Source organism: Paenibacillus sp. B-A-8 (genome assembly GCF_048572915.1).
Taxonomy (GTDB): domain Bacteria; phylum Bacillota; class Bacilli; order Paenibacillales; family Paenibacillaceae; genus Paenibacillus_AQ.
The window spans coordinates 2,664,308-2,687,964 of the sequence record NZ_CP183882.1 but is presented as its reverse complement, the minus strand read 5'-3'; the positions used below and the strand labels follow the sequence as shown (position 1 = coordinate 2,687,964).

General features: G+C 44.3%; 18 protein-coding genes. 5 read left to right on the top strand and 13 right to left on the bottom strand.

The features are described from left to right. Positions 1-158: 158 nt before the first annotated feature. From rhaB to ACN6MV_RS11445, 7 genes are all read right to left on the bottom strand, one after another. Positions 159-1,646: a rhamnulokinase gene (gene rhaB / locus ACN6MV_RS11475; protein ID WP_419886391.1), complete on the bottom strand. Its 1,488-nt coding sequence runs from the start codon at positions 1,644-1,646 to the stop codon at positions 159-161. Positions 1,647-1,673: 27 nt separating this feature from the next. Then, the gene (locus ACN6MV_RS11470; RefSeq protein WP_419886390.1) at positions 1,674-2,402 is read right to left on the bottom strand and encodes a LutC/YkgG family protein; all 729 of its coding nucleotides are present in this window, start codon (positions 2,400-2,402) and stop codon (positions 1,674-1,676) included. After that, positions 2,395-3,948: a LutB/LldF family L-lactate oxidation iron-sulfur protein gene (locus tag ACN6MV_RS11465; RefSeq protein ID WP_419886389.1), complete on the bottom strand. Its 1,554-nt coding sequence runs from the start codon at positions 3,946-3,948 to the stop codon at positions 2,395-2,397. Before ACN6MV_RS11465 ends, ACN6MV_RS11470 begins: the two co-directional genes overlap by 8 nt. Beyond that, positions 3,945-4,673, bottom strand: coding sequence for a (Fe-S)-binding protein (locus ACN6MV_RS11460; protein WP_419886388.1), 729 nt, complete (start codon positions 4,671-4,673; stop codon positions 3,945-3,947). Before ACN6MV_RS11460 ends, ACN6MV_RS11465 begins: the two co-directional genes overlap by 4 nt. A gap of 26 nt (positions 4,674-4,699) precedes the next feature. Beyond that, a complete protein-coding gene (locus ACN6MV_RS11455) occupies positions 4,700-5,458 on the bottom strand; it encodes a DeoR/GlpR family DNA-binding transcription regulator (RefSeq protein WP_419886387.1) in 759 nt (252 codons plus the stop codon). 40 nt (positions 5,459-5,498) lie between these two features. After that, on the bottom strand, positions 5,499-7,568 hold the full coding sequence (locus ACN6MV_RS11450; RefSeq protein WP_419886386.1) for a bifunctional aldolase/short-chain dehydrogenase: 2,070 nt from the start codon (positions 7,566-7,568) through the stop codon (positions 5,499-5,501). Between the two features lie 223 nt (positions 7,569-7,791). Further along, complete coding sequence (locus ACN6MV_RS11445) at positions 7,792-8,295, bottom strand: GNAT family N-acetyltransferase (protein ID WP_419886385.1); 504 nt, start codon at positions 8,293-8,295, stop codon at positions 7,792-7,794. Between the two features lie 377 nt (positions 8,296-8,672). On the opposite strand from ACN6MV_RS11445, the gene ACN6MV_RS11440 reads away from it, so the two are divergent. The 3 genes from ACN6MV_RS11440 to ACN6MV_RS11430 all read left to right on the top strand — a co-directional run bounded on the left by ACN6MV_RS11440 (position 8,673) and on the right by ACN6MV_RS11430 (position 11,666). Continuing rightward, positions 8,673-9,581 (top strand): alpha/beta fold hydrolase, encoded by a 909-nt coding sequence (locus tag ACN6MV_RS11440; RefSeq protein ID WP_042126561.1) that lies wholly within the window; start codon positions 8,673-8,675, stop codon positions 9,579-9,581. Between the two features lie 50 nt (positions 9,582-9,631). Then, positions 9,632-10,477 (top strand): sugar phosphate isomerase/epimerase family protein, encoded by an 846-nt coding sequence (locus ACN6MV_RS11435; RefSeq protein ID WP_419886384.1) that lies wholly within the window; start codon positions 9,632-9,634, stop codon positions 10,475-10,477. A 160-nt stretch (positions 10,478-10,637) separates the two neighbouring features. After that, positions 10,638-11,666 (top strand): glycosyltransferase family 4 protein, encoded by a 1,029-nt coding sequence (locus tag ACN6MV_RS11430; protein WP_042126558.1) that lies wholly within the window; start codon positions 10,638-10,640, stop codon positions 11,664-11,666. A 28-nt stretch (positions 11,667-11,694) separates the two neighbouring features. Here ACN6MV_RS11430 and ACN6MV_RS11425 read toward each other — a convergent pair whose 3' ends face one another. Continuing rightward, positions 11,695-12,489, bottom strand: a complete 795-nt coding sequence (locus ACN6MV_RS11425) for a helix-turn-helix domain-containing protein (RefSeq protein ID WP_042126556.1) — start codon at positions 12,487-12,489, stop codon at positions 11,695-11,697. Between the two features lie 134 nt (positions 12,490-12,623). On the opposite strand from ACN6MV_RS11425, the gene ACN6MV_RS11420 reads away from it, so the two are divergent. Then, a complete protein-coding gene (locus ACN6MV_RS11420) occupies positions 12,624-13,967 on the top strand; it encodes a glycoside hydrolase family 30 protein (RefSeq protein ID WP_339290441.1) in 1,344 nt (447 codons plus the stop codon). Positions 13,968-14,041: 74 nt separating this feature from the next. Here the strand turns inward: ACN6MV_RS11420 and ACN6MV_RS11415 are convergent, their stop codons facing one another. The 5 genes from ACN6MV_RS11415 to ACN6MV_RS11395 form a co-directional block, all read right to left on the bottom strand. Further along, on the bottom strand, positions 14,042-16,459 hold the full coding sequence (locus ACN6MV_RS11415; protein ID WP_419886383.1) for a TIM-barrel domain-containing protein: 2,418 nt from the start codon (positions 16,457-16,459) through the stop codon (positions 14,042-14,044). 20 nt (positions 16,460-16,479) lie between these two features. Beyond that, positions 16,480-18,084, bottom strand: coding sequence for an extracellular solute-binding protein (locus tag ACN6MV_RS11410; RefSeq protein ID WP_042126552.1), 1,605 nt, complete (start codon positions 18,082-18,084; stop codon positions 16,480-16,482). A 45-nt stretch (positions 18,085-18,129) separates the two neighbouring features. Beyond that, complete coding sequence (locus ACN6MV_RS11405; protein ID WP_042126549.1) at positions 18,130-19,053, bottom strand: carbohydrate ABC transporter permease; 924 nt, start codon at positions 19,051-19,053, stop codon at positions 18,130-18,132. A 17-nt stretch (positions 19,054-19,070) separates the two neighbouring features. Next, the gene (locus ACN6MV_RS11400; RefSeq protein WP_042126547.1) at positions 19,071-19,994 is read right to left on the bottom strand and encodes an ABC transporter permease; all 924 of its coding nucleotides are present in this window, start codon (positions 19,992-19,994) and stop codon (positions 19,071-19,073) included. A gap of 81 nt (positions 19,995-20,075) precedes the next feature. After that, complete coding sequence (locus ACN6MV_RS11395) at positions 20,076-21,680, bottom strand: extracellular solute-binding protein (RefSeq protein ID WP_042126545.1); 1,605 nt, start codon at positions 21,678-21,680, stop codon at positions 20,076-20,078. Positions 21,681-21,937: 257 nt separating this feature from the next. On the opposite strand from ACN6MV_RS11395, the gene ACN6MV_RS11390 reads away from it, so the two are divergent. Next, a complete protein-coding gene (locus ACN6MV_RS11390) occupies positions 21,938-23,656 on the top strand; it encodes a sensor histidine kinase (RefSeq protein WP_419886382.1) in 1,719 nt (572 codons plus the stop codon). The last annotated feature ends 1 nt before the right edge of the window (position 23,657 follow it).

Sequence of the window (23,657 nt, the reverse complement as noted above, 5' to 3'; positions counted from 1 at the left end):
ATTTTCCGCTATTTGCGCTCAATGAGGGGGATTTATACCCCACCTTGGCTCGTTTTCCGCTTTTTGCGCTCAATGAGGGGGATTTATACCCCTCTTTTACTCATCCATAGCTATCTAATAGTCATCCCATATATTCTCGGTTACTTTATTAGTTACTCTTATACGACCTGTAGCCGAGCAAATTCTGCTAATGCTGCGGTTTTCAGGGTGGAATCCATCATTTGTGGAAGATAAGTTGTTACATCAAATGAGCGATATATAATTTCTCTAGCTTCTTTAATATCTGCAACGGTGCCCACACTGATCATTTGCATAACCACATTACCTAATGCGGTTGATTCCGTTGGTCCAGCGTAAATTTCCATCTCTAGCAAATCGGCCGCAATCTGGCATAGCAATCCGTTGTTCGCTCCACCACCTACGATATGCAGCCGCTCCCATTTTTCACCGGTCAATAGCTGAAGATCCTGAACGTAGAAATAATAAGAAAGAGCAAGACTGTCAAACACACATCTGGCAATCTCCCCTGGTGTCTTTGGTACCAACTGTCCGACTTCCGCACAATAGCTCTGTATCACGCTAACCATGTTGGATGGATTCATGAATCGTTCATCATTGCAGTAGATGATGGATCTAAAAGGAATTTCTTGCGCTGCCAATTCCACCAGTTCGCCGAAGCTGTACTGCCCGCCATATTCCTCACGAACCTTTTGGATCAGCCACATCCCCATAATGTTCTTAAGAAAACGAAATGAGCCGAAGGCTCCCCATTCGTTTGTATAATTGCGCTCCATCGCCCCTGGACTTATAATTGCTGAATCCCGTTCCACCCCGATGAGTGACCAAGTACCACTACTGAGAAATCCCCAACTATCGCTACTTGCAGGAACGCCTAGTACAGCCGATGCTGTATCATGAGTGGCTACTGCTATGAACTCACAAACTGGAAGATCACCGCGTGCCGTCAAGTCATCAGTCAATCCGCCAATTTGTTCACCAGGTTCCGTTAAGGGTGGAAATTGTTCTTTTGAAAGACCAAGTAGTGCTAGGAGATCAGCGTCATAATCCCGAGTTTGCAAATTCAGCAGACCTGTGGTTGAAGCATTCGTGACTTCGCTAATTCTACGCCCCGTTAACCGATAATAGAGATAATCAGGAACTAGCAGGATGGAATGTGCTGCTTCCATCTCTACCTGATCATGCACATACAACTGGTACAGCGTATTAATCGGGAGAACTTGTATCCCCGTCTTTACGTAAACGCTTTCAGTTGATATATTGCGATGCAAACTCTCTACCGCTCCATCCGTTCGGGAATCACGATAAGAAAAAACTTCATGAATTCGTGTACCCTTCTGATCTAGAAGTACGTAATCCACGGCCCAAGTATCAATTCCGACGGTACAATGCTCAATTCCTTTTGACTTCGCCTTCTGCAAGCCTTTTACAATTTCAGAAAATAAATAATCGACGTCCCAATAAAGATTACCCTTCTTCTCAGCGAATCCATTACTAAAACGGTGAATTTCTGTTAATGATAAAGTTCCCTCCGGTTCTTGCAAGGTTCCCCAAACGACTCTCCCACTAGAGGCTCCAATATCAATAGCAATATGATTCTGACCCTGTTTATGTGCCCCAGCATTCATTCTTAAACAACACTCCTTATCTCCTCATCAGCCTACCAGCAAGGCGAATACGATTCCTGGGCCATGCACACCTATCGTCAGATCATTCTCAATATCCGCTGAACGACTCGGTCCAGAGATAAAGTGAATACCTGCGGGGAGACCCGATTGTCCCGCTTCATCAAAATCAATAAGCACCTCACCCAGACGAGTCTTCAGCCGCTCCAGCGGAATGATAGCAATTAATGCGGTTGGCAAAAGACTGACAGAACGCCCTTTATCCGCAGAAGATAACACTGTAATAGAGCCTGTATAAGCAACTGCATAATCCGCGATCACAATCCCAATATCGGCTTCCGCTGCCCTAGCTTTCCATGCTTCTTGCATATCCGTATTCCAGACAGATACCTGCGTATCTACAAGTTCTTCTTCTAGACGAAGTGCCGCAAGCTCAGCTACATTTTGCCGAAGAATATAACGGGCAAGCATATCACTCGCTTTATTGACAATAAAAGCTTTAGCTTCATCCATCGTTGCCATGCGAAACACATGTCCACCTGCACTTTGAAAATTCGCAGTAAATTGATCGATGCGTTCTTCTGGACTCCACTGGAATTCTTGCCAATAATCTGGAGCACCGCGAAAAGGATGTACAGGAGCTATAGTCGTTCTTGGACGCTTCAAACGACGAGCAATATCGTTCATGAACACCTGCTGTTTCTCACGTGATTCATTTGCCATACGCTCCAGCCATTCATTGTGCGTTTCCTCAGTCATGTCCGGCTCCTCCTTCCAGCTCTTTCCGCTTCCGCTTCGCTAATAAATCTTCCATTCGCTTCTGAATGGCTGGGTCCATCTCTCGACTGTTCTTGTCTAACTCCTCCTGCAGCCCTTTCCAGCTCTCACGGAAGGATTCATCCGCCAGCTTCGGAGCGATCCGGTAGTTATTCCAGCCTTTCAGCGGCCCAAGCTTTGATGGAATTCCGCCGTCTCTCACAAGCAGCTTTTGTCCGATTCTGCCTACTTTCATCACACTACTAAATCGCTGTGACTTTGCCATAATCGCACCAAAACCTTTCATGCCGAGACCTTCCGCTTTGTCTCCATATCCTCTCTCTACCTTACGTCGCCGTAAATAGATAAGCATATCATGCAGAGGGATTTTGACTGGACAAGCTTCATAACACGCGCCGCAAAGACTCGATGCACCTGCGATATCATCCCATTGCTCTACATTTTTGTTCAGCGCCGGGGTCAACACCGCTCCGATCGGTCCGCTATAAGTTCCACCATAGGCATGACCGCCAATATGACGATAGACAGGGCAGGCATTCAGACAAGCTCCACAGCGGATACAGTTCAGCAGCTCCTGAAATTCTGGATCGCCGAGCTGCTCAGATCGACCATTATCAAGGATAATAATATGCTGCTCTTCCGGCCCGTCCCCATCATCCTTTCTACGGGGTCCTGAAATACCGGACATATACACTGTTAGCTTCTGGCCAGTTGCTGAACGAGGCAGTAACGTAGCCATCACCTCAAGGTCGCTCCAAGAAGGAATAATCCTCTCCATCCCCATCAACGTGATTTGCGTCTTCGGCAAGGTGGTGACCATGCGAGCATTGCCCTCATTCTCGAACAGCACCATGGAACCTGTTTCTGCAATCGCAAAATTGCATCCCGTCATCCCAATATCCGCTTCTAGAAATTTCTCCCGTAGCTTGCGCCGTACGAATCCTGCAAGGATTGTAGTCTCAGGCAAAAGCTCCTCCCCTGCCTCCTTGGACAACAGCTCAGCAATCTGATAGCGGTTCTTATGGATGGCTGGGATAATGATATGAGACGGAGTTTCTCCGGCAAGCTGGATAATATATTCGCCAAGATCTGTCTCAATCGTCTCCACGTCAATGGACTCAAGCGCCGAATTCAAATGCAGCTCCTCAGTCACCATCGATTTGGATTTAACCACGGAAGCCGCTTGTTTTCGCTGCGCAATCTCTAATGCAATCTTCACTGCCTCTTCACCCGTTGCCGCAAAATGAATATGCGTGCCGTTCGCTCTTGCATTGTCCGCAAATAGATTCAAATAATAATCGAGATGAGCGATCGTATGCAGGCGAATTTGCCGCCCTCGTTCGCGCCATTCCTCCCAGTGTCCATGGTCGTTCGCCGCTTTCTGTTTCCCGTCACGCAGCCTTTCCGTGGTGAAGCGGACCGCCTTACGCAAAAAATCATTATTCAACGCCAAGTCGGCACGCTGTTTTACCGAAGCTGGCTTCACATGATTCGATTCCGATTTGGTCTGAGTGGCATTCTGGCTCATTGTCCAATCACCCCTTCATACAGTAGCTCTGCTAAATGCATGACTCGGACAGGCTTATGACGATAACGCAAATTCCCAGCAATATTCATGAGGCAGCCCATATCCAGACCCGTTAAGACCTCTGCTTCTGACTCCAGCACATGATCAGACTTCTCGGTGACCATCGCCCCGGAGATATCAGACATTTTTACGGCAAAGGTTCCGCCAAACCCACAGCAGTCCTCAGCAAAAGATAGTGGTACTAGCTCCATCGCCTTCACATTCTGCATAAGCTGCATTGGTTCATCACGAATTCCTAGAATTCGGGTGCCATGACAGGAAGGATGATAGGTAACTTTATGCGGAAACACTGCCCCTAAATCCGTTACGCCAAGCACTTGTACCATAAACTGGCTGAATTCATAGGATTTAAGCTGTAAATTCTGTGCCTTGGCTAAATTAATCGGATCATCTTGAAACAATTTCGGGTAATGATGAAGCATCCCAGTGCAAGAACCGGAAGGAGCAATGACAAAATCACTGTCTTCGAAGGCCTGCAAAATCGTAAGCGCAGCTTGACGTGCCTCATTCCAATAGCCGCTATTATACGCTGGCTGTCCGCAGCAGGTCTGCACTTCAGGAAATTCAAGCTGTACGCCATATCTGGCAAGCAGACGTGCCATCGCTTCTCCGACCTTTGGATACACAGCATCACTGATGCAAGTAATAAACATCGACACCTTCATGTCTTCACCTCCTGCAACACTATTTTCTACACGGTTGTGATTGCGATGTTCAGCTCCTGTAGCTGCTTTACCTGTTCTGTTTCGGGGCTGTAATCCGTAATCACAACATCCAGTTCACTAGTCGTGGCAACATGAGTAAACGCTTGAATTCCAAACTTACTAGAATCGCACAGTAGGATTACCTGCTCCGCTATTGCAATCATCTTTCGCTTCACCATCGCTTGCAGCTCATTCGATTCACTGGCGCCGCGTTCGAGATGAAATCCTTTGCAGGAAAAAAACATTTTATCCACGTGATACAACTCAAGCGAACGCTCCGCTAAATGTCCAACAAAGGACATCGATCTGCGGCTCAGCTGCCCCCCTGTTGAGATCACATCTATACGTTCTTTCCCACTTAACTCCGCAGCTACTCTGATAGAGTTCGTCAGTACAGTCAGTGGCATATCCGGCAAAAGAGAGGCCATATACCATGCAGTCGTACTGGCATCCAGCAAAATTCGATCTCCTGGCTTTATCATTAACACAGCCTCACGGGCAATCCGCTGCTTCTCCGCTGCATTCATAATTTCACGTTCGGCGTATGGTGTCTCTGGCTGACGATCACGCAGACTGACTGCACCGCCGTGAGAGCGTAGCAGCCTCCCCGCCTTTTCCAAGCGATCAAGATCTCGCCGGATGGTCTCCTCCGTCACTTGGCATAAGGTACTTAGTTCCGAGACACGGATGCTGCCGCGTTCATTCACTAGTTCTACGATTCTTTCATATCTGTCTGCAATCAGCATGGCTTCCCTCCGTTATCCCTATCTATATTCTATCTTCCTGTTATCTAGTAAAAGCTGCCGGCACGCCACCGTCAATCGTCAGCATGCAGCCCGTAGTCTTCTCTGACTTGGATGAAGCGAAAAAGGCAACGCCTTCAGCAATATCACGTGGATAAATATTTACCAGCAGAGTTGTGCGTTTACGATAATGCTCCTCTAGTTGATCCGGCTCAATGCCGTAAGCAGCCGCGCGTTCATTCCGCCAGTTCGAATTCCAAATGGCAGAACCTTGTAGAATGGCATCCGGCAAAATGGTATTGGCGCGAATGCCGAATTCTCCGCCTTCAGCTGCAATACAGCGAGCTAAATGTGCTTCGAGCGCTTTGGCAGAGCTGTAAGCCGATACGCTTTTCCCAGCAAATATGGAGTTCTTGGAGCCGATAAATACCATACTACCACCGATTTTTTGCTCCTTCATCACCTTAAAGGCTTCGCGTGCAACGAGGAAATAACCTGTGCCTAATACGGAAATGTTCAAGTTCCACTCTTTTAATGAAGTCTCGTCAAAAGGACTGGAGGTCGCAAGCCCGGCGTTATTCACAATAATATCAACTCCGCCATAGAAAAGGGCTGTATCCGCATAAGCTGCGGTAACCTGCTCCTCCTGCGTTACATCCATTTTAACAGCGAACGCACGATTCTCACCGTATTTATCGTTAATCTCCGCAGCAATTTTCTGTGCACCCTCTAGATTGAGGTCAGCCAGCACAACATGCGCCCCTTCGGACACTAGACGGCGAGCGGTTTCGCTTCCGATTCCTCCTGCCCCACCTGTAATGAACGCAACTTTACGCGAGAATTCTGCTTCTGCTGGTGCAAGCGATAATTTATATAATTCCAAAGGCCAATATTCCACGTTGTAAGATTCATTCTCACTAAGAGAGACGAAATCTCCCAGTGCGGTAGCTCCGCGCATAACTGCAATTGCCCGATGATACAAGGCTCCGCTGATCTTGGAGTTGATCCAGCTTTTGCCTGTATTGATCATTCCCACTCCGGGAATCAGAATCACACGCGGCGCGGCTTCGAACATTACATCTCCCTCATGCTTATTGCGGTCGAAGTAAGCTTTGTACTGCTCTTTATAAGCGGTAATCGCTTCGTTCAGCTTAGCCTTCAGACCATCAATGTCACTGGCATTTGGCTCCCAAGCCACAAAAAGCGGCAGCATTTTAGTATGAACCAAATGATCTGGGCAAGCTGCACCTACACTGGATAATTTCTCCGAGTTAACTCCACCTACAAAACGCAGAACATCCTCTGCATCATCGAAGGTCAGTATCATTTTACGCTCATCACTGACTGCGCCTCTAATCAGTGGCATTACAGCTGCTGCTACAGCCCGCCGTGCTTCTTCCGAAAGTGCTTCCGATTTACGGCCTCCGAACAGATTCTCATCTTCCATTCGATCTTCGATGTAACGCTCCGCTTCATTAATAATAGAGATCGTCTTGGCATAACAGACTTCCGGTGTATCTCCCCAAGTCACCAGTCCATGCTTCTCCATCAACACCAGCTCTGCTTGTGGATTAGCAAGTACTCCTTCAGCAATCATTTTAGATAAAGTGAACCCTGGACGGATGTAAGGCACCCATACGAAGCGGTCCCCATAAATTTCTCGTGCAATATCTTTACCGTTATGCGCACAACACAAGCTGATAATCGCATCTGGATGCGTATGATCTACATGTTTAAATGGTAAAAAAGCATGAAGCAGTGTCTCAATCGAAGCACGCGGATGTTTAGGATCAATCATGCAATTCGCGAGATAAGCCACCATTTCCTCATCAGGCATTTCCTCCCGATCAAACAAAGGGGCAATATCCTGAAGACGTAACCCAGTAAAATTGCCTGCTTTCATTGTAGCAAGGTCCGAACCGCTACCCTTCACCCACATTACTTCTACTTCACGCCCGCGAAAATCCAATTCTATCGTCTTACTGGAGGTATTCCCGCCCCCAAAATTACAAACTCTGCGATCTTCACCCAACAGATTGGAGCGATAGACTAGTGAATCCAGACCTCCGTGGATGTCTTTTTCCCGTGCTGAATCCCATAAACTTTGTACCATTTGTGAATACCTCCGTTTTTGAATGTTTATTTTTTTGTTTATTTTTGTTTGTTTTGATTTTAATCTATTTGTTTGTGTTTGAATAGAGCGTTTTCAACAAAATTTAAAATTTATTTCACAATTTAGACGAATCCTCCTTGGATGAACTGAAATTACATTGCCAAAAACAAAAAAAGAGTTGCCAATTAGCAACTCCTTCACCTCCACTATTCAGCTCACCGACTCATAGACTGATCCAGTAGCTACATTTTCCATCCTCAATACGGCTAAGTATTCCTCTGTTCGCTTCAATGACCTTTCTCGAAGATACATTGCTCGGCTCACAGGTCAGCAAGACCTTATCAATCCCCAGATCCGCAGCTTTTTTTAACAACTCTGCCAAAAAAATTTTGCCATAGCCCTTTCCTCGCTCACTAGGCCTGATACTATATCCGATGTGTCCACCTGATTTTCTTAATTGATCATTTAAGGAATGTCTTAGCTTTCCAACACCAACAGGATAAGAGTCAATCAATAACCAATAGTTGGTTTGCGGGACATAGTTTGGTTGGAGATTATCGCCTCTTGATAGTGCGATCCGATCTCTGATGAAATCAGGAAATTCACTGTAAGCCAAGTCAAACCCATTGTTAACGAATCCATTCTCCCCAGGGCCTATCTCCATAATCATTTCAAAAATATCGCGTCCATCTGACAAACTGGCTTCCTTTAGCTCAATTAACATCATAATCCCCCCTAAAACATAAAAATTGCTTACCGTATCAAAAAATTCTATCGCAAAAAAGAGCCCACCGCATTACTTAATTGCACTTTCTACAACTAACATCACCTTCAGTACGCCTGTCTATCGTTAAGTGTACTTTGTGCAACTAAAATCCCCCAATCAAGCTGTATCGGCTGATTTCCAGAGATATAGTTGCACAAAGTACACCTATATCACATTAGTGGGAGTAAAGTAGCTTTTTAGTTGTACATAGTACACTTATCTGCTCCCACCCTCTTTTTCACACTAATGTTTCTATTTCTCTCTCCGCCTTGCGAACACTCATAGTATACTTATTGGCATAAGATACAGATGTTTTATTTTGGATAAGGAGGTTTCTGATGGTAAATAGCTTCAAGAATGTAAAAGCGCAAGAACGAGTGTGGCACTCCTATCAGCAGCTAGTTGAGCAGTGGCCCATTCCGCTTGAGGAGATTGATGTTCCAACCACATATGGACTGACGCATTGTATCCTTGCTGGACAAAAGAATAATCCCCCCTTATTACTGTTCCATGGCGTGGGTGATAATTCGGCGGTCATGTGGATCTTAAACATCGAGGAACTATCGAAGCATTTTTATTGCATCTCAGTTGATACTTTGGGCGGACCCGGAAAAAGCATCCCTAACGAGCATTTTAACAAACAGAAGTTTGAGCAAATAGAATGGATTAATGAAATAGCGACGCATTTGAGTATAGGCGTCTTTCATATCGCGGGAGTGTCCAACGGCGCCTATATTGCTTTTAATTATGCAACTAAGCAACCGGACAAAGTAAAGCGTGTCGTTTGTTTGGAGGGCGGAATGGTCACTGCACCGATCAAAGCCATGATCCAAACCTTAATGATGATGTTCCCGGAGATTCTAATTCCAACAGATCGTAATTTACTAAAAGTTCTAAAGAAGTTAAGCGCACCTAACTCCCCTTTATTTGATAACCATCCAGCATTGGCGGCTCATCTGATCCTTTTAATGCGGACTCATAATCAGCAAGCTATGTTTGTGCATAAGCTTCATCCATACGATAAGAACGCCGCGGTTGCAATCAGAGACAAGCTCTATTTTTTAATCGGTGAGCACGCGTTAAAGCAATCGAAGGACTTCATAGGTATTTTAGAAGATGGAAAGTTCCATTACCAAGTCATCCCCCATGCGGGACACGGGATTAATCACGAGCAACCGGATAGAGTAAACACTGAGATCATCAATTTCCTGACAGACGATAAGGATAAATCACTTGCATCCAGATGAAAGCGCTACTATTATGTTTGTAATTACACATACCCATCTTAGATAAGGAGATGATTACCATCAGATACGGAACATTAGCGCATACATTTGGTTGTTTACCCCTCAAATCGTTGACTGCAGCGCTTCAGAATTATGATATCGATTTTGTTCAACTGGCTTTATCCAAAGCTATTCAGGATATCGATACCTCCACAGGTAAATTAAGTCCAGGCCTCGCAAACTATATTGGCGAACATTTTGACAGAGCAGGTATACGTATCGGCGTGTTAGGCTGTTACATCAATCCTATTCATCCGGACCCTGTTATACGAAGAGCGGAGATCAATCGATTTAAGGAACATCTTCGATATGCCCGCCATTTCGGAGCACCTATGGTGGCAACGGAGACAGGCGCTCTGACTACTTTTCAAGCACAAGATCCGCTCCATTACGAAGCTATCGGCTGGGACATATTAAGAGCCACTGTACAAGAGCTTGTGGAAGAAGCTGAAAAATGGGGGGTGTTTCTGGGATTGGAGGGAGTCTGCACGCATACACTTTCTACACCAGACAAGATGCGCCGCATCCTAGATGAAGTCCCCTCAAGCAATATTGGTGTTGTCTTGGACCCCTGCAATTTTATTGGTGACGCAGTAGATATTCAGGATCAAATTGTCGATGACTCCTTTAGGTTGTTCGGGGACCGGATTATTTTAGCGCACTTAAAAGACATCTATTCAAATGGAGGGACAATTTACCACGGAAAGGCTGGTGGAGGTCAGTTTCATACCGAAGCTTTCTTGAACAAACTCCAAGAATTCAAACCGATGATCGACATATCATTAGAAGATATCAAAGATTTAGAGATTAATGATACCGTCGCTTTACTAAAGAAGCTTGCTTCTATGGAACAATAATGCTAATAATAATTTCACTCATAAGCACCCCTCACCCTACTTTAATATTAAACTTGATAAATGGTACCTTTCTATGCGAGTTGAATACAATAAGAAACATAACGATTGAATCACAGCGTTTAACGATTATAGCCCTAACTTGGAAGGGACTGGATTATCAATGAGACTCACATTCCCTATTCTGACCTTATCTCACGGCGGAGCCCAACGCATGCTGGTAGAGCTCACCAATGGACTGACAGCTATGGGGCATCAGGTCACTATCCTCATGCCTGTGGATGGCGTTGTTTCCTATGATATCCGTTCCACCATAATCCGCTCCGCATATATGGATCTTCAGGAACAAGACTATCCCTCAGGTGATGTGATTGTTTCTAATTTTCATACAACAGTTCCTACTTCCCAAGCAGCGAGCAATCAAGGAAAAGGAATTCATGTAAGATTATCATTATGTTATGAACCCCCATTCTTACCGGATAGTTCGCTATCGTTTCCTTCATATCATGTCACAGAGTATCTGATTGTTTTATCGCATTGGCAGCAGGAGTTGATTCGTTTAAATCATGGGATCACAGGAAACATTGTACCCGTTGGTATCAGCTCCTCTTTTAAGAATATGAAAATCCGTCACAGTCTTCAGGAGCCTTTAAATATAACAGCAATATTAAGAAAAACAGAACCAGGCTTCTCTTGGCACCGGGAGCAAGATTATCTTATAGAGCAGCTCGATGATGTAAAAGAACAATACCCCTATGTGAATATTAACTTTATTAGTCCACCCGACGAGTTCAACAGCTCAGAAGCTTTACAAAAGTTAAAAGCCACCGGAAAATATCGATTCTTCACCCCAGCGAATGATGAGGAGCTCTGTTACCATTACAACGGTGCAGATATCTTTGTTAGTTCTAGTATTTTTGATACAGGTTCTTTGCCGGGGCTTGAAGCCATGCGGTGTGGCGCAGCACTCGTCTGTGTTTATTCAGGTGGAAATATGGAATACGCAAATCACGAGAAGAACTGTCTGCTCTCCTATCGGTATGAGAATCGGCTTGGTGAAGATGTCATCCGCTTAATCCGAGACCCAAACTTAAGAACTAAATTAGCTGCACAGGGCGAAAGATCCTCACATAAATGGACTTGGGCAAATAGTGTGCGATTATTTGAACAAGCGATTAGAGATTTCTTGTAAAAAAAGACTAGCTCAAAAGTGGAGTTTACTACTCTCTCTTTCGATAGATGCCCGGCGACACCCCATAACGATCCCGAAATACCCTGTGGAAATAGGTGTAGCTTCCGAACCCGGTCTCCTCTGCGATTCGCTCTAAAGTGTAATTAGTGTTGTCCATTAACCGCAGTGCCATAGCAAGCCGAATTTGCCCTGCATATTGCATAATAGAATAGCCAAATTGAATTTTGAATAAATGCACGGCCCTCGTTACACTAATTCCGGCATGAGCAGCTACGTCCTTTAGCCTGATCTCTGATGTAGCATGCTCCTCCACATAACTCTTCATTTTGAGTCCGTGTAGAAGCGAGGCCGATGATGAAGCAGGCGCCTCTTCAATCGCCCGATCCAGCAGTAAACATAAAGCCTTAAATAACGCTTCAAGTATTTCTGGACTGCCTCCATCAAGTCTTCTATGCTCCAGATCAAGCTGTTGCCATATACTTTGCAGCTTGCCATCATCCGCAATTCTAACTTTCTTCGGTCTTTCGCGCAGGTTCCACCAGTGATCCACCCATTCTCCTGTACACATTACAAAATAGTCCACACTATGTCCCAGAGGGCTTTTCTTTTCACCGATTCTCAGATCATATATATCCTGGGGCTTAAATAATAACAGATCACCAGGCACCACGGTTACCATGTCTCCATCGATGAGAACCTCACATTCCCCTTCTGCTTGCAGCCTGATGATATAGGTATCAAGCCCACTGCGATATAATTGCCTAAAAGGCTGAATATGGCGGATAAATCCACAAAGACTTATTTGGACACTATTAGTTTCCATAGCATCACTCCTCTACTCTTAGTAGTCGATGACCAGATTGTTGAGGTTCTTAGCCATATAGTTTCTTCAAAGAACGGTTGATCTCCTTCTATAATAAAGACAGAATTTATATGTACAGGAGGTTACCAACCCTTATGAGTAAAATCGTTCGCGTCATTCAAACAGCAAAAGAAACTACCGACCGTTTAACAGAAAAAGACCCTCTGATCTTCCTGCCGGATACGTCAGGTGTCGAATCAGAGCTCATCAATATCTATGATGATCTGGAGTATCAGGAAATTGAAGGTTTTGGCGGTGCACTGACAGAGGCATCTGCTGTTACCATTGCTAAACTAAGTGAAGCCAAACAGAATGAAATCATCAAAGCTTATTTTGATCCTGAGCATGGCATTGGATATACTTTATGCCGCTCGCATATCCAAAGCTGCGACTTCTCACTGGGCAACTATGCTTATGTAGAAGAAGGCGATGCTGAGCTGCGTTCGTTCGATATTTCCAGAGATCAAGACTCAATTATCCCTCTAATTAAAAATGCTGCAGCAGCTGTCGGTGAAGATTTCCGTTTGTTCTCTTCTCCTTGGAGTCCTCCAGCATTCATGAAGACAAACGGGCAAATGAACGGAGGCGGAGCTCTTAAGCCTGAATACCGTGAGGCTTGGGCCAACATGTTCGTTAAATATATTCAGGCTTATGCTGCTGAAGGCATTGATATTTGGGCCGTTAGTGTTCAGAACGAAGCAAAAGCTGTTCAAATATGGGACTCCTGCCTTTATACCGCCGAAGAAGAAAAGGATTTTGTTCGGGATTACTTAGGACCAGCCTTGGAACAAGCCGGCTTGGCTCATGTAAAGGTTATGATCTGGGATCATAACAAGGAACGCGTCTATGATCGTGCCAAGGTTGCTTTTGAAGATCAAGAAGCTTCCAAGTACATTTGGGGAATTTGCTTCCACTGGTACTCCGGCGATCACTTTGAAGCCCTATCAGCCGTACATGATCGTTTTCCAGATAAAAAGCTGTTCTTCAGCGAGGGCTGCCAAGAAGGTGGCGTTCATCTCGGCTCGTGGAACACCGGTGAACGTTACGGCCATGATATCATTGGCAATCTGAACAACTGGATGTCGAGCTGGACCGACTGGAATATTGTTTTGGACGAGCAAGGGGGACCTAACCATGTAGGTAACTACTGCGATGCTCCAATTATCGGGGATACGAAAAACGATGAAATTACTTTTGAGAGCTCCTTCTATTACATCGGGCATTTCAGTAAATATATTCGTCCAGGTGCTAAACGCATTGGACATTCCAAATATACTGATAAGCTTGAAACCACAGCTTTCCGTAATCCTGATGGTACTATTGCTGTTATCGTTATGAACCGCACGGAACAAGAGCTTCCGTTCACGCTTCGCTTCCATGACAGCTTAGCTGAGAACATAATTCCGGCTCATGCCATTCAGACACTGCTAATTAAGTAAAAAGATAAGGAGGTTCTCTTTATGAGAAGCGCATAGAGAAAACCTCCTTAATTTAATTAAGAGACAACAATTGCTTATAACCTGGCCGTCAGTATTTCGCATAACGCTCCATACAACGAATGTTCAAGATCCATTGAGCTAAGAGCGCTTAATGCTGCCGTCGGTGTTGATGATTCTTTGATTACGCGGTAAATATGTTCTTTCATTTGAAAAAGAATTTGCGCACGATTCAGTAGGTTGAACACCTCTTCATCAACTGAATTCACAGCTATCCTAGCATCTGCGAACATTACCTCCAGTGATTGGTCGACCGCTAGATCCGAGATCATGATCGTTAGTGTATGCGTAGCTTCGTTGTATCCCATTTCTGCTGTGATTACTGTGCCGCAAGCGAGTACTTGGACCTTGGTATCCGCAAAGCCGACAAAGGATAGCTTCCATGACCGTCGTTCAGGCACAGCCTCTGTGTTTCCCTTAGCAGGGAGTATCTTGAAGCTGGCTTTTTCGCCTATCTCCATAATCATTTCCGTGTCGCACCATTGCTCATCCCGATCCTCTGCAGTATCGCCCTCATCCTCCCAGAGATGAAAATGACCACTGCCTCCAGCAAACACACGTACCTCCATAGATCTCGGATTATCCACTAATGAGGTATATTCCGTCAGATCCGCCAGAGGAACGATAGCACCCGCTTTTGCTAATACAGGAATATTCTCCAGATTACGATAGAGTGAAAGTTTTCTTCCACCGTCATACACTCTTCCGTTAAAGAAATCTATCCAGATTCCTTTTGGTAGCCAAGCCTTAAATTCGGCAACGCCTACCTTGGAGTTGACCGGCTGAGTAATCGGACACACAATGATTTCAGTACCAAAGTAATATTCATTTGGCACTTCATAGGCTTCATTCCGCTGCGCATGATGATAATACATGGGCCGGACTAGCGGAAGACTATCGCGGCTGGCATAACGATTCATTGTGTACAAATAGGGTAGTAAACTGTGCCGCAAGCGCAGGTAATCCTTCATTACGTCCGCGGCAATCTTATTGAACCGCCATGGCTCTTTACTGTTGAAGGCACTTGCGGAGCTATGTAACCGCAGAATAGGCGAAAACACACCGAATTGCACCCAGCGTATCGCCAATTCATCGTCTAAGTAGCCATTCATGTGGCCCCCGATATCATGGCTCCACCAACCATAACCGACGTTTGCGGCGTTAGCTGTGAAGTAAGGCTGGAAATCCAGAGATTCCCAAGTGACAATGGTATCGCCAGAGAATCCTACAGGATAACGATGGCTGCCAAGACCTGCATAACGGGAGAAAGTAAGCTTCCTGTTCCCTCGCCGACCGCTGTCTAGATAGTGATAATGGTTCAGCATCCAGAGCGGATCTAGTCCCGGTACTTTAGTCACTCCCCCCTGCTGCCAATCAATCCACCAGAAATCCACACCTTCATCCTCAAGCGGATGATGCAGAAACTTAAAGTATGCCCGTAAAAAATTCGGATCCGTGATATCAAATTCCACAGCATCACCTTTTTCCGGGTCCAAGCCCAACTCCGCAGCAATAGCTAGATAAGGATCTTCAAACGCCCTTACGCCATCAGCAGGATGCACGTTGAGCGTCACACGAAGTCCTCTTTCATGTAGCCATGATAAAAACCTCTGCGGGTCTGGGAACAGATCTCTGTTCCATGTATAGCCCGTCCATCCGCTGCCGTACTGTGGATCAATATGGACAAGATGCCAATCCATATCCATAACTGCGACGGAAAAAGGGATTTGCTCACTTTCAAACCGTTCCACTAGAGCTTTATATTCTACTTCTGAATATGGATAATATCGGCTCCACCAGTTGCCAAGAGCATAACGTGGTAATAGAGGGGTACTACCGCAAAGATGATAGAAATCCTTTAAGCACTTCAAATAATCATGGCCATAACCAAAAAAATAAAAGTCGAGGGCTTCTTGCAACCGCAGTTCAACCCGTCCATCCTCTTCAAGGATAAGAGAGCTGCTGTCATCCACTAACGTAAACCCGGAACGCGAGAGCAGTCCGTGCTCAAGTGGAATAGCACCATCAGCATTATCCAATGTACGTGCCGTCCCTCTCAAGTCTTGCACTGGATCACCGTAATTCCAGACACTCATTAGGTGACCCGCTTCGTTTCTTATTCGAATGCTGAGGCCATGCCGGGAGAAGGGCTTCTTATCATAGGTTAAATGAAGACGATCCGTTATCAATTCAAGCTTATTTCCCAGATCAATTACGCGAAATTTCGGAACAGGAAAATTGCGATTCACAACGGTCTGCGACGCCCGATCTTCGAAACACCCCTCCTCACTGTATTCCATCCGGATAAGCTCCGGAGTTAGTACAGTGAATCGATAGCGCTCCCCCTGAATGATCGCGTCAGCTCTACCGCATGGTTCAGCTTGCAGCTTTAATGAGATCGCCAAAGGATTTGGCTCTTTCATCGTATGTTCCATCGGGTGACCCTCTCTTCTTTCTATTCTACATTCACATAACGACTGTAAGCATCGGTACGAATTTTAACCAGCTTATCCAGTCCCATTCCCCGCAGCTGTCTTACATAATCAGCCCAGCCCTCGTCAATTTCACCTGTAATTATAAACTGAGCACGCATTGTATTGACGTAACTATCGATGTCCGTTGTCAAAGTCGGCAGGAGCTGAAACTCTTCAGCGGTATACATTACATCAGGGAAAGGCGGCGTTGTATAATCACTACCCAGCTTATCGAGCTGCAGCTTCAGTCCATCTCCGGTTTTTGGGTTTAGAAAGATGGATTTTTCAAACACTGGACTGACATATTTCGGCCCGAAATCCCGGAGTGATTGATCCCAATACCAGGCATCAGCACTGGTACCCATCGGTGGGTCCATCAATGTATAAGAACCGTTAATATTTTTCTTAATAACGGTGTCTATCGCTCCCCAGAAATTTTGAATACTTGCTTCATTGGTATAGAACTGGTCAGCCCAGCGGGCAGCAATCTCTGGGTATTTGCAAGAAGTGGAAATTAGCAGCTCGTTACGCTCCAGATTCATTCCATACGGATTTCCTATGGTGTAGCGCTTACCATCCGGACCTGCAATCGGGGGAATCGTGACATATTGATCACTCCATTTGCCAAACACGGCATCCGGTGTCCACTGATATGAGAACCCTACGATAGGAGCATCCGGATTAAGAAACTTGGCTGATCTCATCGTTTCATCTTGCGTGAATAACTCTTTATCAAGCAAACCTTCGATAAATAATTTATGCTCCCATTTGAGCCCTTCTTTGTACGCCTCTGAAACAGGGTAATATACCGCATTTCCATCCTGGACGACCATAAAGTTATTGTTCAGATCCGTGATTCCGAAGGGACTGATGAGATCATTACTTACTTCGATAACTGGTATCTCATCCAGCCTTCCATTCCCATTAGGGTCGCGTTCTTTAAATGCTTTTAGCACGTTGTATAGATCATCTATCGTATCGGGAACCTTCAATCCCAATTTATCCAGCCAGGTTTTGTTAATCACGGGTTGGCGCGAGCTTTTAGGACGTAAAGGTAATCTTGCAGGCAAAGAGTAGATTTTCCCGTCAGGAAAAGTACTGATTTTTTTCAATTCAGGCTCTTCCTGCATGGCTGCTTTGAGGTTAGGCATATAGCTTTCGATATAGTCATCAAGCGGCCTGAATAAGCTTAAATTATTGACGATATCCGAATCTCCGAAGGTCTCACTCCCTAAAATGATATCTGGAAGTGTACCGCTTGCCAGCATAATGGACTTACGCTCACTCCAATCATTAGCAGACATCACCTGCCATTCGATTTTGACATTCGTATTTTTTTCCAAATCCTTCAGCCATTGATTCTGGATAAAGTTATCTCCCATGCTTCCCCACCGAACCGTTAGAACCTTCAGCGTCATGGGCTTATCCACGATTGGCAAACCTTCTTTATGAAATTGACCCGGATCAGATTCAACAGAGTTTACCCCTTTATCCCCTTTACAGGCTGTAAGGCCAGCAAGCAACGTTGTCACTAGAAGAATGACGGTGATTGTTCTATTGATACTGTTTTTGGGTTGCTTTTTCATTACGGTCTTGCTCCCTCACAAATGTTAGTAGAAAAGTAGAAGAACTTATTCCTTCACTGCGCCGATCATTACCCCTTGGTTAAAGTATTTTTGCACAAATGGGTATACACACATAATTGGAACAGTTGCTACGATAATCACCGAATACCGCATCATATTGGCGAGCCGTAACGCGATTTGTGCGGCTTCACCGGTCCCCATACCAGACTGCATCTGATTGGTAATCAGAATATTTCGCAGGATCAGCTGCAGCGGATACATATTAGGATTTTTCAAATAAATCAAGGCATTAAAATATGAATTCCAATAACCTACAGCGATCCATAAACCTAACACTGCAATAATAGCCTTCGACAACGGTAGAACTATCTGTGCAAAATAACGGAGATTGCCACAACCATCAATCTGTGCTGCTTCCCATAAATCGCCCGGAATACTAGTCTGGAAAAAAGTTCGTGCCACTATGATATTAAAGACTCCAACTGCAAAAGGCAGTACCATAACCAAGAAAGTATCATAGAGATGGAAATCACGAACCGTTAAAAAAGTAGGAATCAACCCACCGTTAAAGAACATGGTAAAGATGAAAAACAGCGAAATATATTTCCGTCCCACAAGGTCCTTTCTCGACAAAGCATAGGCTGCTGAGATATTTACTACTAAGCCGATTGCAGTCCCAACCACCGTGTACAGGATGGTATTCCAGTAGCCGATCCAAATATTTTCATGACGCAGCAGCTCTTTATAACCATCGAAGGTGAAGCCTTTAGGAAATAACCAAACCTGCCCGCCTGCCACTGCGGAAGGATCACTGAACGAAGCAATAACGATAAAATACAACGGATAGATCAGGATGATTAGAAAAATTGCCGAGATTACATACATCACAATTTCCATTATAGTATCCGAAGAGCGATTCTTCTTTATTTTTCCTACATTTCCTTTAGTCGCTGTCTCTAATACGCCCATTTCAATTCTCCTCCCTTCTACCACAAGCTATTTTCGCTTAATTTTTTAGAAATCTGATTGACCATGATTAATAAAATAAAATTAATGACCGTGTTGAAAAGGTTGATCGCTGACGAAAAGCTATACTGGCTGCTGAGCAGACCAATTTTGTAGACATAAGTAGAGAGAATTTCACTTGAGGTGATGTTTAAGTCATTTTGCATTAAATACACTTTTTCAAATCCAACCCCAAGCAGTCCCCCGACCCTCAGGATAAGCAAAGTTATCGCTGTTGGCATCAGCATCGGAATATCGATATAACGAACTTTATGCATTCGACTAGCGCCGTCCACGGTTGCTGCCTCGTACAAGCTAGGATCAACAGCAGAGAGCGCAGCGATAAAGATAATACTGTCCCAGCCGACATGCTGCCACACATCCGACCAGACGTACACACTGCTGAATAATCCCGCAGAGCCCATTAGATCAGGAGCTTCTTTTCCAAAAAGACTATAGATATTGCCCAGCAGTCCGGTGCTAGGTGAGAACAGAATCATCATTAAGCCCACCATAACTACCGTAGAGATAAAGTGAGGCATATAGGATACTGTCTGGAAAAACCGTCTAAAACGGTTAGGTCTCATCTGGTTAACCATCAGCGCAAGTATAATCGGAATCGGAAACGTAATCAGACTGTACACACTGATGATTAGCGTATTTTTGATCGTGGCAGAAAATTGATAGGAATTAAAGAACTTCTCGAAGTATTTGAATCCGGCCCACGGGCTGCCGCCTATACCCAAGGCTGGGCTATAATCCTTGAAGGCAATTAGTACCCCGTACATGGGTTTATACGCGAATAATAACGTCAGAACTATAGCTGGAAAAAGCAATAGATAAAGACCCCAGTTTTGTTTGATTTGTCCGAGTTTCCGACTCAAATGAATTGGATCAGATTTCATAACATCCCCTCCTTATTAAAAATAGAGAATGCTACCCCACAAATTTATGTAGGGCAGCACCTTTTTCGAAAGACGAATAGGTTATTTCACACTCATATAACGACTGTAAGCATCTGTGCGAATCTTGACTAATTTTTCAAGCCCCATTTTATTAAGCTGTTTGACATAATCATCCCAGCCTTCGTCAATTCCGCCTTTGCTAATAAATTGAGCGCGCATTGTATTCACATAACCGTCGATATCCGTGGTCAAGGTTGGCAGCTCCTCGAACTCGTCGGAGGTGTACATAACATTAGGGAAAGGCTCTGTAACATATTCACTACCCAGCTTATCCAGCTGCAGCTTCAGTCCATCACCACTTTCAGGATTAAGAACGATTTTCTGTTCAAAGGACGGGCTCACATATTTCGGTCCGAAATCACGTAGAGACTGATCCCAATACCAGGCATCTGCGCTGGTTCCAGCTGGTGGATCCATCAATGTATAGGTACTATCATCATTTTTCTTAATTACAGTTCCAATCGCGCCCCAAAAGTTCTGAATGCTCGCTTCGTTCGTGTAGAACTGATCTGCCCAACGTGCAGCAACCTCTGGATACTTACTAGAAGTAGTAATCAGCAGTTCATTACGATTAAGACTCATCCCAATTGGATTACCGATTGTATAACGCTTACCATCCGGTCCGGCAATCGGTGGAATTGTCACATATTGATCGCTCCATTTACCAAACACAGCGTCCGGGGTCCACTGATACGTAAAGCCTACGATTGGAGCATCCGGATTTTGGAACTTCGCCGATCTCATCGTATCATCCTGAGTGAATACCTCTTTATCTAACAATCCTTCCGCATACAATTTATTTTCCCATTTAAGACCTTCTTTGAACTCCTCCGAAACAGGGAAATAGATCGCTTTTCCGTCCTTGATGATCATATTGTTGTTATTCAAGTCGGCAATTCCGAAAGGACTGATCAAATCATTACCAATTTCAATAAATGGAATCTCATCTTGTTTGCCATTTCCATTTGGATCTTGTTCTTTAAAAGCTTTTAGCACGTTGTATAGCTCATCAATCGTCTCAGGCACCTTCAAGCCCAATTTGTCCAGCCAGGTCTTGTTAATTACAGGCTGACGTGAGCTTTTTGGACGCGATGGAAGTCTTGTTGGCAGTGAGTAGATTTTTCCGTCAGGAAATGTGCTGATTTTTTTCAACTCTGGCGTTTCTTCCATTGCTGCTTTAAGATTTGGCATATTCTTCTCAATATAATCATCTAAAGGGCGGAAAAAACTTAGATTATTAACGATATCGGAATCTCCGAAGGTTTGATTTCCTAGAATAATATCCGGGAGTGTACCGCTAGCCAGCAGAATGGACTTCTGTTCGGCCCAGTCATTAGAGGACATCACTTGCCATTCGATTTTGACATTTGTATTTTTTTCTAGATCCTTCAACCATTGGTTCTGCGTAAACGTGTCTCCCATGCTTCCCCAACGTACGGTCAGTACCTTAAGTGTTACAGGCTCATTAACAATTGGCAGCCCTTCTTTGTTGTAACTGCTCGTCTCACTAGTCGCAGCATTATTCCCGTCTTTTCCGCCGCAGCCAGCAATACCAAATACCATAGCCGCTGCCAGCAGACCCACCGTCCATTTCTTTGCTGTCTTTTTCTTACTGTGTTGACTCATCCTCTTAATCCCCCATTTCAATTAATCAAAGTTCATCTGAATAGCTTAATCATAACGTCTTATTTTTTCGTATTCCGGACCCTTTAAGACGGTTATCCAGACCTTTGAATCCGCTTACAAAAAACATAAAATCAAAACTCTTCGCTTAAAGAGATTTCATAACAGTATTCCGACTTCTATATGTGCTTTCCGGACTTTGAGGTAAATTACCGGCCAGTTCTTATGTTTTTTTCATGCAGAGGTTTTATAATGATTCTATGACCAAAAAAACAGCGGAACATAAAACCTACCCCATTCGTCATTATATTAAAGTCATGATGTTGGTTTCGTTCACAGTCCTTATTCTGGATTTAGCGATCAGCATCGCTTCCATTTCCATTGTTAAGCAGCAGTCCACTCGAAATTTGCAGGATACCGCGGCACTCTACATCAATCGTATTAATCATGATTTTGCCTACATTAATCACTATATGGGCTGGACGCTTGGAAACGATGAGAGCTTGCTTGCGATGAATACTTACGGGGTCAACAGCATCGAGTTCTTAAAGGCAAATGATAATCTGCATAAGCGCTTTACCGAGCTGCAAAAAAACTACGGACATGAGTACAACTTCTTCTATTATTTGAAAAATGAGAACTATTTTTTAAACTGTGCGCCGATCAGCGTAACCTATACGGATTACAGGATGCTCAAAACGAAGATTATTTCTTATATTAATGATAAGGAGATGTATGAGAAGTTTTACTCCAAATGGACACCTATCCTTGTAAACAACCACTATTATGTAATAAATATCGTTCCCTATTACAATCGGTATTTAATTGGGTTGATCTCCGCTGATAATCTGATCCGCCCTCTACGCCAAATTAATCTGGGTGCCAATGGTTATGTTTCTCTAGTGGATGAGAATGAACAACCTTTATCAAGTCCTATATCGAACAGTGGTAAGCTGGTAACGGAAGATGGGGGATTCTCTAATCTTTTGCAATCGCGTACAACAATCAACAGCGCCTTCTCGGACACTAATTTCAGCACCAAAATGGTCATTAAATATGGCATCTTTGAAAAAATCATGATTGCTCAGCTGCTTATAATGCTGCTCTTCTTCATTGTGACTTCCACTTTATGCATCGTTCTGCTGTTTTTCAAAAAAAGAGTACTGGGGCCGATTCAAAGCTTCTCTGAGAACCTTGCTTTCATTAATGAGGCAGGGCAGCCCGCAGATTTTAAGAGCAGTGAGATTATCGAGCTGGAACAGGCAAACACACAGTTTAAAGACCTAGTTGAACAAATCAAAACCTTCAAAATCGCTATGTACGAGCAGGAGCTGGAGAAGCAGCGGATACAACTGGATTATATGAAGCTACAGATCAAGCCCCACTTTTTCTTAAATTGCCTGACTAGCATCTATAGCATGGCCCAAATTGAAATGTATAAAGAAATTGAGAATATGACGTTGTCTACGTCCAAATACTTTCGTTATATTTTTCAAAACGGCGAAAATTTTGTCCGGCTGGAGGATGAAATCGAACATGTTCGAACCTATCTAGAGATTCAAAAGCAACGTTATCAGGATGCATTTATTTACAATATCGAGCAAGAGGATCAGGCAAGCTGTGTGGAAATTCCGCCATTAGTGCTGCAAACCTTCATCGAAAATTCTATTAAATATGCGATTTCACGAGAACATGAAGTAGAAATTAGGCTTACAGTCCGACGATTACGGATTGAAGAGGAAGACATGCTTGTTATTCAGCTCACCGACACCGGTCCCGGTTTTCCACCGCAAGTGTTAGAGAAGCTTAATCTTGGAGAGCCCTTGGATCAAAGCAAAGGTACGCAGATCGGCATTATGAATACGCTTAAAAGACTTGAATACCTTTATTTAAAAAGAGCAACCATCACCTTTTCCAATTTGGAGAGCGGCGGCGCTAGTGTAATTTTATTTCTTCCGGAGCTTCCTAAAAAAATCTAAA

Excerpts from the sequence above, each read along its gene's own strand:
- ACN6MV_RS11450 (WP_419886386.1), bottom strand. The coding sequence starts at position 7,568 with ATGGTACAAAGTTTATGGGATTCAGCACGGGAAAAAGACATCCACGGA.
- ACN6MV_RS11415 (WP_419886383.1), bottom strand. The coding sequence starts at position 16,459 with ATGGAACATACGATGAAAGAGCCAAATCCTTTGGCGATCTCATTAAAG.
- ACN6MV_RS11440 (WP_042126561.1), top strand. The coding sequence starts at position 8,673 with ATGGTAAATAGCTTCAAGAATGTAAAAGCGCAAGAACGAGTGTGGCAC.
- ACN6MV_RS11460 (WP_419886388.1), bottom strand. The coding sequence starts at position 4,673 with ATGAAGGTGTCGATGTTTATTACTTGCATCAGTGATGCTGTGTATCCA.
- ACN6MV_RS11400 (WP_042126547.1), bottom strand. The coding sequence starts at position 19,994 with ATGAAATCTGATCCAATTCATTTGAGTCGGAAACTCGGACAAATCAAA.
- ACN6MV_RS11445 (WP_419886385.1), bottom strand. The coding sequence starts at position 8,295 with ATGATGTTAATTGAGCTAAAGGAAGCCAGTTTGTCAGATGGACGCGAT.
- ACN6MV_RS11390 (WP_419886382.1), top strand. The coding sequence starts at position 21,938 with ATGACCAAAAAAACAGCGGAACATAAAACCTACCCCATTCGTCATTAT.
- ACN6MV_RS11410 (WP_042126552.1), bottom strand. The coding sequence starts at position 18,084 with ATGAAAAAGCAACCCAAAAACAGTATCAATAGAACAATCACCGTCATT.
- ACN6MV_RS11425 (WP_042126556.1), bottom strand. The coding sequence starts at position 12,489 with ATGGAAACTAATAGTGTCCAAATAAGTCTTTGTGGATTTATCCGCCAT.
- ACN6MV_RS11470 (WP_419886390.1), bottom strand. The coding sequence starts at position 2,402 with ATGACTGAGGAAACGCACAATGAATGGCTGGAGCGTATGGCAAATGAA.
- ACN6MV_RS11430 (WP_042126558.1), top strand. The coding sequence starts at position 10,638 with ATGAGACTCACATTCCCTATTCTGACCTTATCTCACGGCGGAGCCCAA.
- ACN6MV_RS11465 (WP_419886389.1), bottom strand. The coding sequence starts at position 3,948 with ATGAGCCAGAATGCCACTCAGACCAAATCGGAATCGAATCATGTGAAG.
- rhaB (WP_419886391.1), bottom strand. The coding sequence starts at position 1,646 with ATGAATGCTGGGGCACATAAACAGGGTCAGAATCATATTGCTATTGAT.
- ACN6MV_RS11420 (WP_339290441.1), top strand. The coding sequence starts at position 12,624 with ATGAGTAAAATCGTTCGCGTCATTCAAACAGCAAAAGAAACTACCGAC.
- ACN6MV_RS11455 (WP_419886387.1), bottom strand. The coding sequence starts at position 5,458 with ATGCTGATTGCAGACAGATATGAAAGAATCGTAGAACTAGTGAATGAA.
- ACN6MV_RS11435 (WP_419886384.1), top strand. The coding sequence starts at position 9,632 with ATGATTACCATCAGATACGGAACATTAGCGCATACATTTGGTTGTTTA.
- ACN6MV_RS11405 (WP_042126549.1), bottom strand. The coding sequence starts at position 19,053 with ATGGGCGTATTAGAGACAGCGACTAAAGGAAATGTAGGAAAAATAAAG.
- ACN6MV_RS11395 (WP_042126545.1), bottom strand. The coding sequence starts at position 21,680 with ATGAGTCAACACAGTAAGAAAAAGACAGCAAAGAAATGGACGGTGGGT.